The sequence below is a fragment of the Alteromonas sp. ASW11-130 genome, from assembly GCF_026183735.1.
GTDB lineage: Bacteria > Pseudomonadota > Gammaproteobacteria > Enterobacterales > Alteromonadaceae > Alteromonas.
The window spans coordinates 29964-44257 of record NZ_JAPFRE010000039.1 but is presented as its reverse complement, the minus strand read 5'-3'; the positions used below and the strand labels follow the sequence as shown (position 1 = coordinate 44257).

Here is a 14294-nt window from a genome sequence, read left to right as displayed (position 1 = left end):
TGCAATCTTCCAACTTATATTAAAAATATCCTTGAAATGAACCGGGAGTCCATATATGCAATGACGTTAGCTTTTTTTGGGCCTCAGTAAATAGTTAGCCTCAATGGCCGCCCTACGTTCACAGAAGACTGTCAGAAATGATTCAGCCCTGTAGCTGAATCTGTCAGATCGAGTAACGACTAATCCAGTTAATAGTGGATAGTGGGGTGCTAATTGTCTCTTTCGCTACTTAAATTCAGCGAACGTATTTCCCTATCAGTCTGAGACTTTAAACCCTCTAGGGTTTTCCCATGAGGTACAGGTTGACGGGTCACTGGATCGACTTTGACGAAAACAATATCGTCAGCCAAACAAATCGTCTTTTTGGTCGCTTTGTTCCTTACTAAGCAACTTACCCGAATGGACGTTTTCCCAACCGATTTCGTTTCCAGACCAAATTCCACAATATCTCCCTGCATAGCCGGAGATTCAAAGTTTATTTCACCAATATGTTTAGTCACAAGACAATTTGTTTCCAATTGACAAATTGCATAAATTGCAGACTCTTCGTCAATCCACTCCAGTGCCCTCCCTCCAAATAATGAATTCGCATAATTTAAATCATTTGGCATGACTAAGCGGCGAGATAAAAAACGCATTCGAAATCCTCTGGTTATCCCGTTAAAATCTATGCTTAGTATACGTTATTAAGGTAGATATGGCTTTAAATAAGGTTATTGAATGGCTTTTTGGTAGGAATATTGATGAGAATGTAAATACCTACCACCGACAAATGTTAGTCATCGCTATGGAGAAAAGCGCAGGGTTGTTACGTGCGCAGGAACTTATCGATAGCGCTCCTATTGCTAGCAAAACCTGTGCTTTAAGTAACCGCGATATCCGAACAGACCATTCCAAACCAATAGCGTTATATAAGCACCTACTGGGTCAATCCTATAACATCGCCATTTACGATGCGGTCGATGAATTTAGGCCCTCGGCGCTGCTAGCTCTAGCTGGCTGTGTTACGTTTCAGGGTTGTTTAGTTGTCATTACGCCCCCGTTAAATGAATGGCCAAAGCTTGCCGTAGAATCCCCGCCTTTTTATTTAACCTATGGCTTTAATCTGAACGTGAGTCGATATATCCAGCAACTCGCAAAGGAGTTTGCTAATAATCAACAGATTGCAATTTGGCAACATGATGAATTAAGACTTCCTCAAAAGCTGGTATTTAGCCAATCTCTTGTCCAGGCATCGCCGTTCTGGAGCAGTGATCAAAAGCGGGCATTTGACGCGCTTAGAATCTTTTTCAATAGTGACGATAAATATGCGGTGGTAAAAGCTAAACGGGGAAGAGGTAAAAGCTCTTTGCTAGGCTTGCTCAGCGCGTCATTGTTAGGCCAAGGTATTAAAATATTAGTAAGTTCAACAGCTAAGAAATCTATTGAAGGCCTGTTTGATATATGCACAAACAATATCTCAAGGTTTACTTCCTCAATAGATTCACTTACTACTACAGCCAATAGGCGTGAACTGAAATGGGTGGCCCCGGATTCGCCACTATTGTTAGACAATAGCTACGACTTGTTAATAATCGATGAAGCCGCCTCTTTCCCTGCCCCGTTATTGATGACAATTTGTCGCGCTAATAGAAAAATCATCTTAAGCACTACAACTGAGGGATATGAAGGGAGTGCAAAAGGGTTTGAACAAAAGGTCATCACTGAACTCGAAAAACACGTTACGGTTAGTCACATCACGTTATCAGAACCCCTCAGATGGTTTAAGAATGATCCTCTCGAACTTTTTCTTTCAGATACTTTACTTTACAAAAAATCTACAGGTAGGACAGCGAAAGTAGAATCCACTAATGATCCGTTGTTCACCTTCACGCACACCTCCAATCTAAGCATTGGAGAGTTAACGCAAGTCCTAAATCTACTCAACGGCGCGCATTACCAAACAACGCCCGATGATCTAATGCGATTAACTGATTCACCCGATATATATTATGCATTGCTACGTAATAATCAGGATGAAATTATAGCTGCTGCGGCAATTAATGTTGAAGGCGGGAGAAGCCTATCTCCTATAGCAAGCGAAATATGCAGTGGGAACCGAAGAGTAAAAGGACACTTAAGTGCACAAGGTTTAGCTTATTTTTGTGCACAAGAAGCAGTAACAACGCAATCGTATTGGCGTATCAATAGAATCGCCGTTTGGCCGAACCTACAAGGTAATGGCCTAGGTTCTCGCTTATTAACTTATGTTTCCAGAGAAGCTGATAAGCAATATGTTGATGCATTGACGAGTTCGTTTGGTGCGACTGTTACGCTAATAGACTTTTGGAAAAATAATGGCTTTATGCTTTTAAAAGTGGGTAAAAAGAGAAATAAAGCCAGCGCTTTATCCAGCGCTCTTGTTGTTTCCCCTATGAATGAGGAATTTAGTCGATTGGCAAGTACACTTAGTATGCTGGGCTTCAACGATGCTCGGTTCGATGGAATTGAAGCAGCCACACTAAGTAAATTCGCCATTATTGATAGTGAGCAAACCTGCCTGGACGTATATTACCAAAGCAGGTGGAGACAATTTTGTTATAGACAACGTAACCTAATGTCGCTGTCGTCTGCTATGCCGTGGTTACTCCACCAGATTCGCGGTGGCGCTATACACGTATCCACTGCGGTACAAGATGAACTTATCACTCTACTGACTACTTTAGCGCAAAAACACAACGTTAATACGATTGATAAAGAAAATCTTAAAAAATGGCTTACGCCTCTTTTTAAACCCTATTAAAGCGTATTGTTTACGTTTTATTGCGTAATTGCGTAGCGCTGTTCACCAATAAGCGGAAATAACTTAAACCCAAAAAGAATGTATCTAATCGAAGCAAATTGGTAGAGGAAAACAATAACATTCAAATCAATGATACTCGTGGTAAATATATTTTCGCTCATCTTAGGGGGCGATTCGCGATTTTGCGCGGCACCTGCCTTACTTATTTAAGACTCCGTTACGCTTACCCGAATTAGCGAATAAACAACGGGATTCACTCAGGGTGAGAGAGCATAGATTAGCAACGCTAGTTACTCATGTAAAACTCTGGGACCAAACCTAGATCAAATGGCATAATTTTGGAGCGCTACGTCGTTTATAGCATGCCAGCCGATGACTGATTGCCAGCATATTTCGTTGAGGGAGGCGATATATTTCGATGGTAGAAGGACAGTTAAACATTTAAACAATAGTACGAATAAGTGCTAGCGTGAAAACCTATATGCACAAGATTAAGGATAATACTTATTTAGGGCGGGTCAACCATTTTGATTCGGTCTACGACTGCCAATTTAAAAGCGGTAGAATAATCTCGCGGTGTTCTTTTATTATTTGATTTCATTACACTCTCCAAATTAAATTGGAAAAGCGTCAAGGCTATTTAGGATGGGTCAACTGATATAAAAAAAGGCCAAATATAGAATCTGGCCTTTTTAAAATAGTTAGAAGAATTTTAGATTAAGCTAACGCTAAATAGTAATTCCACGGTTTTTCGCTTTTTCCTTTATATAGGGAACCCACGCGTTGGCATTTCTTCTAATAGAAGAATCTTTCTTCGCCATTTCAGCATATTCATATGCTTTCTTGAAGTTCCCTAAGTAGAAATGCGCTTCCATTAATGAGAAATGGATTTTGCCCACATCTTTTGCACCACGTTCCAAAGCATTCTCTAATGCTACCACAGCATTTTTATAGTCTTCCGCAACTATAAGAAGAGTGCCTTGTTTTTTATAATGGTCAGGATCTGAACTTTTTGCTGCTGCTTTGCCATAGAAGTTCGCCGCAGTATCATAGTTTTTCGCCTGATGAAACGAATTCGCCACCGCAGCCAAATTAGTAGCACTATCTTCTACTAATCCTTCTTTAAGATGCTTTTCCATTAACCTAGCCGCTTTATAAGGAATACCATTTGAAGCATATAACTGTGCCAGCTGCTTAATCTGGTTTTCCTTGGTAAGCCAACCGTTATTGTAAGCTATTTCAAAGATCCCAAGCGACTTCTTATATTCTTCAATAAGAATGTAGAACAGCCCGAGTTGTGTCCACCACTTAGGTTCTTCAGGAAATAAAGATACAAGTTCTTCTGCAACTTTAACCGTCTCTGGGTACATCTTACGTTCATAAAATGAAGTCATCTTAAGAACATATGGATTTTTGTTCGGCTCGTCATATAGCGCAATTGCTTTGTCAGCAGGCTCTATTATTTTGGCGATTTGTTTAGCTTCGTAATAGGCCTGCGCCAAACGCGTATAAACGTCCGGATCTTCCTTACAAGTAAAATCCATCCATTTGTTGTACCATTTAATGGCTTCTGAATACTTCTCTTCTTGCATACTCAAGTCTCCGATTAATTTCAGAGTTTGAGCATGCTCCAGATCATTCAATACCTTTGGTTCGACAGCACTAGTAAGCCGATTGAGAGCTCGGTTTCCTTCACCCTCTCTCGCAGCTAAAAGGTTACCTACAAAACGATTAACATAAGCCTTATCAAATTCATCCGATGACTCAATATCCATCAAAATTTGTAAAGCTTCGTCAACTCTATCTTCGTTATACGCTTCAAAGGCTCTTTGAACTTTTTTACCGGTTCTTTCGCCAACCAGCTGCGTAGTACCTTTTTCATACCCCGGACAAACAACTGGAGCATTAGATTTCTGCGCAACAGCTGTGTGACTGAATGAAATTGCAGAAACCCCAAGCATCAGTGCTGCAATAGGTGTATTAAACGTTAATTTCTTCATGTTATTGATCCAGTTTAAAGTCTAGCTGAACAAACATGTTGGGTTGTTTAACGGCTTTGCCATCAACAATTTTTGGACGATACTTCCACTTTCTTAATGCTCTTCTGGCTTCTCTATCAAAGAGTCGCTTAGGATCGGCATCGATAACTTCAATATCTTCAACACCACCTACTTCATTAATCGTAAATGAAAGTCTTACCCAACCTTCTCTGCCATCTCTAGCTGCTTCCGGAGGATAACGCGGGTCAATCCTAACCACTGGCGTCGCTTCACCGTCACTTTGCATAGCGCCCACTGCACCAATATTTATGCCTACTCCGCCTGTATCAATTTGCGGCATAGCCATGCTGAACCCATCGACATCAGGCTCATCAGACTCTGGTTCGACCGGCTCGATCTTTGGTGGCTCTTTTGGTGGTGGCGGTGGAGGAGGAGGTACTCTTTTTCTTGTTTGAGTATCCTCTTCAGGCTTAGCCATAACGATATCAATAACAGGCGCATCTGGAATTTCGTCTGCCGGCCTGGCTGAATTTTCAATCAACTTTGCCATTAAAACAAATATACCAAACGCAAACGCTGCTCCTATTAAAATAGAAACGATAATTCTTCCCATCTTAACCCCTCGCTGCAACCGAAACGCGATTTACACCAGCCGCTTTTACCTGGTCCATAATTTCAACCACTAAACCATGCTTAGCCTTAACGTCGGCTTGAATAATCACATAATCTGTAGGTTGCTCGGTAAGCAATCGTTCTATGTTTGCACGAACGCTATCAGGAGATACTTCACGTTTATCTAACCATACATTTCCATCTTCTGTAACAGCAATAAAAATGTTTGCATTTTTGTGCAGTACCGCCTGGCTCGCGTCGGGCTTGTTTACATCAATACCGGCTTCTTTTACGAAAACGGTAGTAACTATGAAGAAGATTAGCATGATAAAGACAATATCCAACATTGGAGTCATGTCGATTTGTGCATCTTCTTCCTCAGTTCTGACTTTACGAGCCATAATTTCTCTCTCTAATGATGTGGCAGGCTATCAACAAGCCCTTCTTTCGCCAACTTCACTTTGGCCTCTAGACGTGAGCTGATAAACAAACCAGACAATGCTGCGACCATTCCTGCCATAGTAGGTATGGTTGCCATCGAAATTCCAGATGCCATCAATCTCGCGTTACTAGTACCTTGAGTCGCCATGGTTTCAAATACACCAATCATTCCCGTAACTGTGCCTAGTAATCCAATCAATGGACACATAGCAATTAACGTTCGTATGATTAACATTCTGGCATCTAACTCATCAGAAGCCTGAGAAATCCATGTATCACGGATTCTATGCGCATACCAGGACGTTGTGTCGGTTCTAGCTTCCCATTTTTGGATAATATCTTTCTTAACCTTTGGAAAAACTGACACTAAGTACCAATAGCGCTCTATCATTAATACCCACATAAGAAAGAGCGCTAATGCGACGAAGTAAAGAACATCGCCGCCAGTTGCGATAAATTCCCTGACTGATTCCCATAATCCAATCAGGCCAAACATATTAAACTCTCTCTGCTTCAGTGTGAGCTGCTACAATTCCAGCAGTTTGCTCATCAAGAATGTGGACAATTGATTTACTGCGAGAGGCAACAATGCTGTGCATCAGGATTAGCGGTAGTGCGGCAATGATACCTTGAGCAGTTGTCACAAGTGCCATTGAAATACTTCCAGCCATGATACGAGGGTCACCGGTACCAAACAATGTGATGGTTTGGAAAGTTTCAATCATACCTAAAACTGTACCCAATAGACCTAACAGAGGCGCGATTGCGGCAAAAATTTTGATAATGTTAATTCCACTCTCAATCGAAGGAAGTTCACGAAGAATCGCTTCATCTAATTTCAATTCTAAGTTTTCAGCGTCTGCGCCCTTGTTCTCTTTATAAACTGTAAGCACACGACCTAATGGGTTTCCTGTAGAAGGGTTACCAGGATTTTTAAGCTGTGAATTAATCTTACCTTTAGCGATAGATAAGGTTACAAGCTTATAAATTCCAATCAACAGACCAATGACCAACATGATGGTGATAGTGTAACCCACTGGACCACCGGCATGATAACGCTCTTCCCAGGTAGCTTTACGCTTTAATAGGCCAAGGATTGCGCCCTGTGATGGGTCAGCATAAAATGGCACTACGCCCGTTGTTGTCGACACTAGTTCTTCTGCAGAATCAACAATATATCCGTCAGGTTGACGACCTAATGGCTGCACTACATTGTTTTCAGTATCGTAAGTAAGATAACCTTCGTCACTTACCAAGTTAAATGTGCCCACACGAACAACTTCTTGCTCCGTTGAGCCGCCATCTAAATTTACAACTTCAGTATTGAAGCGAACAACCTGGCCACCCGCAGTCATTTCGGTTTGAAGTGCGAACCATAAGTCTTCAAGCTCCTTCATGTTTGGAAGGCCTTTAGACTCTTCAGACATTTCCGCCAGAAACTCTGAACGGCCAGGGTATTGAGCACTTACAATAGACGTTGAAATACGACCGTTGGCTTCAGAAGCGGCTTGACGCACAACGCCAAACATTTCACCTAACTGCCCTGTTGCTTGATCTAGCTCCGCAGCTTTCTCGTTTAATGTTTCGTCGTTTTCAGCAAATTGTTTCTGAAGACGGTCACCACGATCCTGCTCTGCTTTTAATTCACTTTGCGCTTTTCTTAAAAGTGCTTGTTTATCAGCTCGCTCAGAACGGAATTCTGCTTCGCGTTGATCATTAATACGCGCTTCAGAAACACGGTTTTTCTTAACCTGTTCTAATAAGCCTTCAAGACTAGTGGCATCTTGAGCCTGCACTGAAGAAGCCAATACCGCTAAAGACGCAGCGGCGAAAAAAGATTTAATTACTGGTTTCATTAACAATTACTCCGCTGCACTAATTGGTAATTTAATGATATCTGCAGGAGCGGCATTGTTTGCTATTTTCACTGCTTCAATCACTGAGTCAAGATAGTCGTCTGACAACCCTTCCCATGCACGGGCTTCTTTGTTCCAGACATACGCTTTGCTCTGATCAAGAGTTAGTGCAACTAGTGCAGTACGGCCTAAGTTAAAAAAGTCTACCGTTACTTGCTTTCCGTCAACCTCAATCGCACCCTGATAGGAGTCGATCTTCGTTCCGTACTCTACTTCAACGAGGTACGCTTCAATTACCTGACGAAATTGCTCAGAAATTGTGACATTCGAATTTGCAAGGACATCGCGCAAACGCTCAATACGAGCTTGACGCTCTGCTAAATGAACTGGAATATCAAGACTGATAAATCTTTCAAGGCTATCAATCATACGAACCATTAGAGGTACTATGCCTTGCTTTGTTTCTTCGATGCTATCAATCTGACGCTGAAGAGACTCTATGCTGCGCTGCTGATCTTCAACAAGACTCGCAATATAATCATTATAAACTTTCAAATTTTCAGTTTGATCAACAGTACCGCGATATTCGATTAGCAGTTCCTGAGATTGTTCGAAAAGTGAGTTAATTTTTTCTTGTGACTTCGCTGCCGCCGCGTGGATTTTAGCCTCTTCTTGCTGCAGAGCATCAAGGCTATTTGCAGAGACGGCTGCGCTACCTGCAAGCGCAAAGGCACCCATCAAGGCAGAAGCAATAAGAGTTCTCTTGCTCATTTTGGACATAGTTCCCAACCAATTTCTTGTTTAAATCCTCGCTTAGATAAAAGCAAGGGGCGTATTAACCATTAACATCTAGTATGGTAGTAGATGCCGTAAACACGCAAATACTACGAAAGAGTAATAGTCACATGGAACTAGAAGACGAGTCAAGTCGCAGTCCATTCCATTGTAACTTATATGTTAGAAATCGTTCACATTTCCACCACAGCAGTCAAAATATAATCGACTCTTAACTATTTACAGCATTTTTGTCAGTTCAGTAAGCAGTATAGTAGCAATTTTATTCTTTGGTTATTCCCTACTCTGTAACATACGAATAAAAAGCCTAAAATGGCTATTTTTTATTCCGACATCGGCGAATAATAAATCGATTTTTCTCATATAAGCAACTTTTTTTACACTGCTTTTATCTAATATGACGAAGTTTATTCTTCGTCATCACTTAAATAAAAACCGAGATATCGTTTAATTGCTGGTGGTAACTCTGGAAGCATGTCTTTTGGTAGTAAAAACGTTGCCATATTAAAAAAGTCTAAAAAAATTCGATTCGATTCGGTTGTTTTCTTTAGATAATGATGCCCTGAGGACCCACCTGTACCGATTTTTGTTCCCAACATACGCTGCACCATCATCGCATGTCGATACCGCCATATGGTTAATTTTTCATCAACTTCCGTTAATGCAGTAATTAATTGAAAGGGTAGATTAAAAATCGGCTCTTCTGAATATTGTTTAATAAACAAGGCCGAGAGCATTGCATTGTGACTTAGTCGGAACTTCCCCTCTCCTCTTAATTGAAGATATTTTTTCTCGTCAAATAATGCATCAAAGTTTTGACGGGTCGACTCCCAGTCTTTTAATTCTTGCTTGCGCTCTTTTTCTGACAGGGTGTTATTTTTTTCTATTGTTTGTCTATCAGCTTGTAATAATTCGTTTGTGGCTTTCTCGTAATGACGTAAAAAGTCAAAATTATCCTTTTTCAATAAGGGCATTCTTGCCAGCCACTGATCAACCACGTCAAATAAGCTGGGTTTGTTTTCTAGACCTTCCAGCAATTCCCTGTCTTTATCTTCTAGCCGACTATAAAAACTTTGTTTATCAAAATCTATCCTAAATTCACGCTTTAGGCCTAGTGAAATTTCAAGTCGTTTGAATTGAATACTTTGGAAGCCAGAAGCTGGCACCAGATAATCTCTGAAAGAAAGGAACTGCTGCGGTGTCATCGTTTCCATTACACTGATCTGGTCATTCATAAGTTGTTGTATCTGAATAACTCTATGCAATCTGTGTACGACTGTGATCAGTTCTTGATCTTTGACTTCTGACTGTGAAAACGTATCTATAATAGAGTTGAGTTCATGCAATACTTGTTTGAACCAAAGTTCATAAACTTGATGAACAATGATAAACAATGTTTCCTCGTGCGCAGCATCGCCATATTTTTCACTTTGCAAATGTTGTGCACCAAGAATTTTATCTAATTGTAAATAATCCCCGTAGTAACAAGGTTCGATATTTTTTTTCATGATGATTTCGATTAAGCTTGTTAATTATTTGCTAAATTCTACCACCGCAAACTCGACATCGACAGTAAACCAGCTATAAGAAGAGAGATGTGGCGTAAACTTTTAAGGAAGTCCAGATGAAGTTAGATGATGATATCCATAATTACTATGAACACCTCGTATTGGAACATATTAAAAAGCTGGGGTTAGATGAAAGTAAATCGGACGATTATTTAGCCGACCTATGCTGCCTGACGTTAAATCAGATCCCTCCTCGCTATATCCGTTTTGAAGTAGATATGGCTTTTTACTTACCGCAAAGTGAAAAGCAGCAAATGGAAATGAATGTAGAATATGCTGTGGAAAAAGCCATCAACTATTTAAATCAGGCTGAGAATAAAAAGCGCGAGGCATAACATAAAAGATAAGAATTTGGGTGGCAAGCTCCCAGCCACATCCCGGCACATGAGTCGTCTGCTGCGGCTGCTCCCTTCCGGGCCTGACCGAGTTCACAGAGTATCATTGCGGGAGGACCAGGAACCTACCATTGAACTGTTTTTGAGTAGCGCCGCTTGTTAAGGATGCCTCTCAAGAGCGGCGCATTATGACGACTTGAATGACAATTTTCAAGCTTTGATTGTAAAGCGTTCCTGCGCAATAACATTCGCCACACGATTCGTCGCCTTTTCTTCCTGCTCAGCGCGTTCAAAAATTTCTTTCAGTGTTACGCCAATTTCTTCAATATGATTGCGCATCGCCTCATTCGACGAATGTTCCATGCGCTGATGATAAATATCAATCACCCCACCAGCATTAATTACATAGTCCGGCGCGTACAGTATTCCGCGTTTACGCAACAATTCGCCCATTTCTTCACGGGCCAGCTGGTTATTTGCTGCACCAGCAATTACTTTAGCTTTAATATCAGGTAGAGTCTCATCATTTATTGACGCGCCCATAGCACACGGAGCAATAACGTCGACATCCAAGCCGTAAATATCTTCGGGAGCAATGGCTGTAGCGCCAAGTTCCTGAACAGCACGTTCAATACCATCAGGATAAATATCAGTCACAAAAAGTTCAGCGCCGGCATCATGCAAATGTTTGGCTAGGCGATAGCCCACATGTCCCATTCCTTGAATCGCTACCTTAACGCCCTTTAAATCTGAATTAAACGCGTATTCAACTGTACTGCGTAATCCTACAAACACCCCATAGGCTGTGGAAGGAGCAGGATTTCCATCAGGCGTTTCACCTGCATAATGATATTTTGCACTGGTTCCAGCAATAAACTTAGATTGGGTTGCCATTTCCTGTAAGTCTGAAACGGCTATTCCAGAATCTTCCGCCGTAAAATATTTACCACCCAGGGAATCCACGAATTTGCCCATAGCACGCATCATGGCGGGGGTTTTCATTTTTCTTGGATCACCAATAATAACTGATTTCCCCCCACCTAATTTCAAATTGGCCATGGCCGCTTTATAAGTCATTCCTTTAGACAAACGAAGAACATCATTCAACGCTTCCGCGCTATTAATGTAGGGCCACATTCGGCAGCCACCAAGCGCTGGGCCAAGGTTAGTGTTGTGCACCGCGATGATAGCTTTTAGCCCCGCTTCTTCATCATGGTAAAATGCAACGTGCTCGTGCTTATCAAACTCAGGATGATCAAATACAGACATAACAAATTCGTGTTAAAGTAAGATGACGTCATTCTACTAAAAATAGTAGAGGACATGCCTTGCTAATAGTTATTAAGAAAATTAACATCCCGCAATGCAAAGTTTAAGTTCATTTTCTTATCAGGATAGTTATCCTATAAATGCTACTTATCAATAATAGATATCATACATGCGACGGATCCACCTTACATGAAATTAGATAAATTTGATCGCGAGATACTTCGGGTTCTACAACAAGACGCAACCGTTTCAATGGCTGATCTAAGCCAAAAGGTTGGTTTGTCCCACACACCATGCTGGAGGCGCGTTAAGCGGATGGAAGCCGATGGCATTATTTTAGGTAAAGTCACCTTATTAAATGCTAAAAAGCTTAACCTTGGTGTGTCCGTATTTATTTTCATAACGTTGAAAAATCACGATGGAGATTCCTTAACAGATTTTGAAAAAGCCGTGGAATCGATTGATGAAATCGTTGAGTGTCATACTACTAGCGGTGATAAGGACTATTTGCTGAAAGTGGTAGTTGAAAGTATTGAAGAGTACGAGCATTTGCTAAAATCGAAACTAACCCACCTCCCCTTAGTGGATCACCTTAGTTCCACATTTGCTTTAAAGCAGGTGAAAAACACAACTGAATTACCAATTAAGAGTCAGTAGTAACCGGTAATAAAAAGTAGAAAAAGCGCGGATATAAAAAGACCCCCTGTAATTGGATTATCCAACTATTGGAGGTCTTTTCCACATTGTTCTTTTTACTTTTTACTTTTTACTTTTTGCCTCTTAATTTTTATTTATTATTTATTATTTATTATTTATTATTTATTACTGTTGGGCATCAGGTTGATTTTCAGGTCTAGCCCGTTGAAACGCTTCCATTTCTTCGCAATTTTCACCGATTTTCTTTATTAATGGAAATTCAGCTAAATCTACATTAAATCGTTTGGCATTATAAATTTGCGGAACCAGACATACATCAGCCACCGTTATATCGAAACCAAAGCAATACTTGCCTGCTTGCGTTTGCAAACGTTTTTCTATCGTAGCAAAGCCCCGTTTTGTCCAATCCGCTGCCCACGCCACAACTTGCTCCTGTGACGCATCGAACTGAGACTTCAAAGCATTCAACACACGCAAGTTAGCGATAGGTTGTACGTCACAAGCAAGGTCCATTGCTAACGCTCTCACCCGTGCTCTTTCTAATGGGTGACTGGGCAATAATGACGTCGAATCCGGGTATTTCTCATCCAAATATTCGATGATACTCATTGATTGACTGAGAATAATGTCTTCGTCGTCATCCACTAGCGTCGGCACAAGTTGAGATGGATTCAACCTAATATAATCTTCTTTATTTTGCTCCCCGCCATCTTTAACTAAGTGGACTGGAATATAGTCATACGCCAGTCCTTTTAGGTTTAAAGCGATTCGAACGCGATAAGTAGCAGAAGAGCGCCAATAACCGTATAGTTTTAAAGCCATACTTAATCGCCTTTTTTAATTCAGCTTTTTAATAGTTTGGCTAATTTCACCAAAAATACTATTGCCGCCAGCATCTCGCATTTCCATATGAATGGTGTCACCAAATCGCATAAATTCGGTACTTGGCTTGCCGTCGCGTATAGTTTCGATCATACGCACTTCAGCGATGCAGGAGTACCCTACTCCACCTTCACTTATGGCTGAGCCATGCTCGGTACCTTGCTTGTTAGAAACAGTACCTGAACCAATAATTGCGCCTGCCCCCAAATTTCTTGATTTGGCCGCATGCGCAATAAGTTGTCCAAAGTCAAAGGTCATGTCTTCCCCTGCTTCTGGCTTACCGAACAATTCGCCATTGTAAGTAGAAAGCAGTGGTAAGTGTACTTTGCTATCCTGCCACTTATCGCCAAGTTCATCGGGTGTTACCGCTACGGGTGAAAATGCTGAAGCGGGTTTAGACTGGAAAAAACCAAAGCCTTTGGCTAATTCGCCGGGAATGAGTCCACGTAACGATACGTCATTCACAAGCATTAGAAGACGGATTTTGCTGGCCGCAGTTTCAGGAGAGCAGGCCATAGGCACGTCATCCGTAACCACCGCAATTTCCCCTTCGAAATCGATTCCCCACTCATCGCTGGGTAAAATCACGTCATCGCGCGGGCCTATAAAATCATCAGAACCGCCCTGATACATCAGCGGATCCGTCCAAAAACTTTCTGGCATAGTTGCACCCCGAGCTTTTCTTACCAGCTCCACGTGATTAACGTACGCACTTCCGTCAGCCCACTGATACGCCCGGGGTAAAGGAGACTCACACTTAGTTTGGTCGAACGCTTCACTTTCAATATTGCCACTATTTAATTGATCATAGCGTTCTTGCAGCTGGGATTCGACTTCCGACCAATTATCTAAAGCAGTTTGCATCGTAGCGGCAATATCGCCGGCAGAACATGTTTGCTTTAAATCACGACTTACCACCATCAGCGTACCGTCGCGTGTATCGTTTTTATACGTTGCCAGTTTCATTCTTATGTATTCTCCTTTGCTATGCGGTCCGAAGCTTCATATTTACTTTCACTGTATAGGAAAATTGTATCTATCTAAATCCAAATAAATTTCCCTTTACACAATTGCAAGTTGGCGAAGCTGATCACCGC

Annotated in this window: 14 protein-coding genes and 1 other RNA gene; 3 read left to right on the top strand and 12 right to left on the bottom strand. The window is 41.3% G+C overall.

Going from position 1 to position 14294, the window contains the following annotated elements; all coding sequences use genetic code 11:
* Nucleotides 1-209 precede the first annotated feature (209 nt).
* Complete coding sequence (locus tag OPS28_RS13885) at nucleotides 210-638, bottom strand: acyl-CoA thioesterase (RefSeq protein ID WP_265610066.1); 429 nt, start codon at nucleotides 636-638, stop codon at nucleotides 210-212.
* A 59-nt stretch (nucleotides 639-697) separates the two neighbouring features.
* Here OPS28_RS13885 and OPS28_RS13880 point away from each other — a divergent pair, with 59 nt between their 5' ends.
* The gene (locus OPS28_RS13880) at nucleotides 698-2782 is read left to right on the top strand and encodes a GNAT family N-acetyltransferase (RefSeq protein WP_265610065.1); all 2085 of its coding nucleotides are present in this window, start codon (nucleotides 698-700) and stop codon (nucleotides 2780-2782) included.
* Between the two features lie 728 nt (nucleotides 2783-3510).
* Here the strand turns inward: OPS28_RS13880 and OPS28_RS13875 are convergent.
* From OPS28_RS13875 to OPS28_RS13845, 7 genes are all read right to left on the bottom strand, one after another.
* The gene (locus tag OPS28_RS13875) at nucleotides 3511-4782 is read right to left on the bottom strand and encodes a tetratricopeptide repeat protein (RefSeq protein ID WP_265610064.1); all 1272 of its coding nucleotides are present in this window, start codon (nucleotides 4780-4782) and stop codon (nucleotides 3511-3513) included.
* Nucleotide 4783: 1 nt separating this feature from the next.
* Nucleotides 4784-5395: an energy transducer TonB gene (locus OPS28_RS13870; protein WP_265610063.1), complete on the bottom strand. Its 612-nt coding sequence runs from the start codon at nucleotides 5393-5395 to the stop codon at nucleotides 4784-4786.
* 1 nt (nucleotide 5396) lies between these two features.
* Nucleotides 5397-5795 carry an ExbD/TolR family protein gene (locus OPS28_RS13865; protein ID WP_265610062.1) on the bottom strand — a complete coding sequence of 133 codons (399 nt, stop codon included), beginning with the start codon at nucleotides 5793-5795 and terminating at the stop codon, nucleotides 5397-5399.
* An 11-nt stretch (nucleotides 5796-5806) separates the two neighbouring features.
* The gene (locus OPS28_RS13860; protein WP_265610061.1) at nucleotides 5807-6331 is read right to left on the bottom strand and encodes a MotA/TolQ/ExbB proton channel family protein; all 525 of its coding nucleotides are present in this window, start codon (nucleotides 6329-6331) and stop codon (nucleotides 5807-5809) included.
* A gap of 1 nt (nucleotide 6332) precedes the next feature.
* Nucleotides 6333-7691 (bottom strand): MotA/TolQ/ExbB proton channel family protein, encoded by a 1359-nt coding sequence (locus OPS28_RS13855; RefSeq protein WP_265610060.1) that lies wholly within the window; start codon nucleotides 7689-7691, stop codon nucleotides 6333-6335.
* Nucleotides 7692-7697: 6 nt separating this feature from the next.
* Complete coding sequence (locus OPS28_RS13850; RefSeq protein WP_265610059.1) at nucleotides 7698-8462, bottom strand: DUF3450 domain-containing protein; 765 nt, start codon at nucleotides 8460-8462, stop codon at nucleotides 7698-7700.
* 431 nt (nucleotides 8463-8893) lie between these two features.
* A complete protein-coding gene (locus OPS28_RS13845) occupies nucleotides 8894-9994 on the bottom strand; it encodes a tryptophan 2,3-dioxygenase family protein (RefSeq protein WP_265610058.1) in 1101 nt (366 codons plus the stop codon).
* A gap of 116 nt (nucleotides 9995-10110) precedes the next feature.
* On the opposite strand from OPS28_RS13845, the gene OPS28_RS13840 reads away from it, so the two are divergent.
* Entirely contained in the window at nucleotides 10111-10389 is a 279-nt protein-coding gene (locus OPS28_RS13840) for a late competence development ComFB family protein (protein ID WP_265610057.1), read from the top strand.
* A 26-nt stretch (nucleotides 10390-10415) separates the two neighbouring features.
* Here the strand turns inward: OPS28_RS13840 and ffs are convergent.
* Together ffs and OPS28_RS13830 are read right to left on the bottom strand one after the other, a co-directional pair.
* An RNA gene (ffs, locus tag OPS28_RS13835) (signal recognition particle sRNA small type) lies at nucleotides 10416-10512 on the bottom strand.
* Nucleotides 10513-10599: 87 nt separating this feature from the next.
* The gene (locus OPS28_RS13830; RefSeq protein WP_265610056.1) at nucleotides 10600-11658 is read right to left on the bottom strand and encodes a Glu/Leu/Phe/Val dehydrogenase dimerization domain-containing protein; all 1059 of its coding nucleotides are present in this window, start codon (nucleotides 11656-11658) and stop codon (nucleotides 10600-10602) included.
* Nucleotides 11659-11847: 189 nt separating this feature from the next.
* On the opposite strand from OPS28_RS13830, the gene OPS28_RS13825 reads away from it, so the two are divergent.
* Nucleotides 11848-12315: an Lrp/AsnC family transcriptional regulator gene (locus OPS28_RS13825; RefSeq protein WP_265610055.1), complete on the top strand. Its 468-nt coding sequence runs from the start codon at nucleotides 11848-11850 to the stop codon at nucleotides 12313-12315.
* 165 nt (nucleotides 12316-12480) lie between these two features.
* Here OPS28_RS13825 and maiA read toward each other — a convergent pair whose 3' ends face one another.
* Both maiA and OPS28_RS13815 read right to left on the bottom strand, forming a co-directional pair.
* Entirely contained in the window at nucleotides 12481-13137 is a 657-nt protein-coding gene (gene maiA / locus OPS28_RS13820; protein ID WP_265610054.1) for a maleylacetoacetate isomerase, read from the bottom strand.
* A gap of 15 nt (nucleotides 13138-13152) precedes the next feature.
* Nucleotides 13153-14163, bottom strand: a complete 1011-nt coding sequence (locus OPS28_RS13815) for a fumarylacetoacetate hydrolase family protein (protein WP_265610053.1) — start codon at nucleotides 14161-14163, stop codon at nucleotides 13153-13155.
* Nucleotides 14164-14294: the final 131 nt, after the last annotated feature.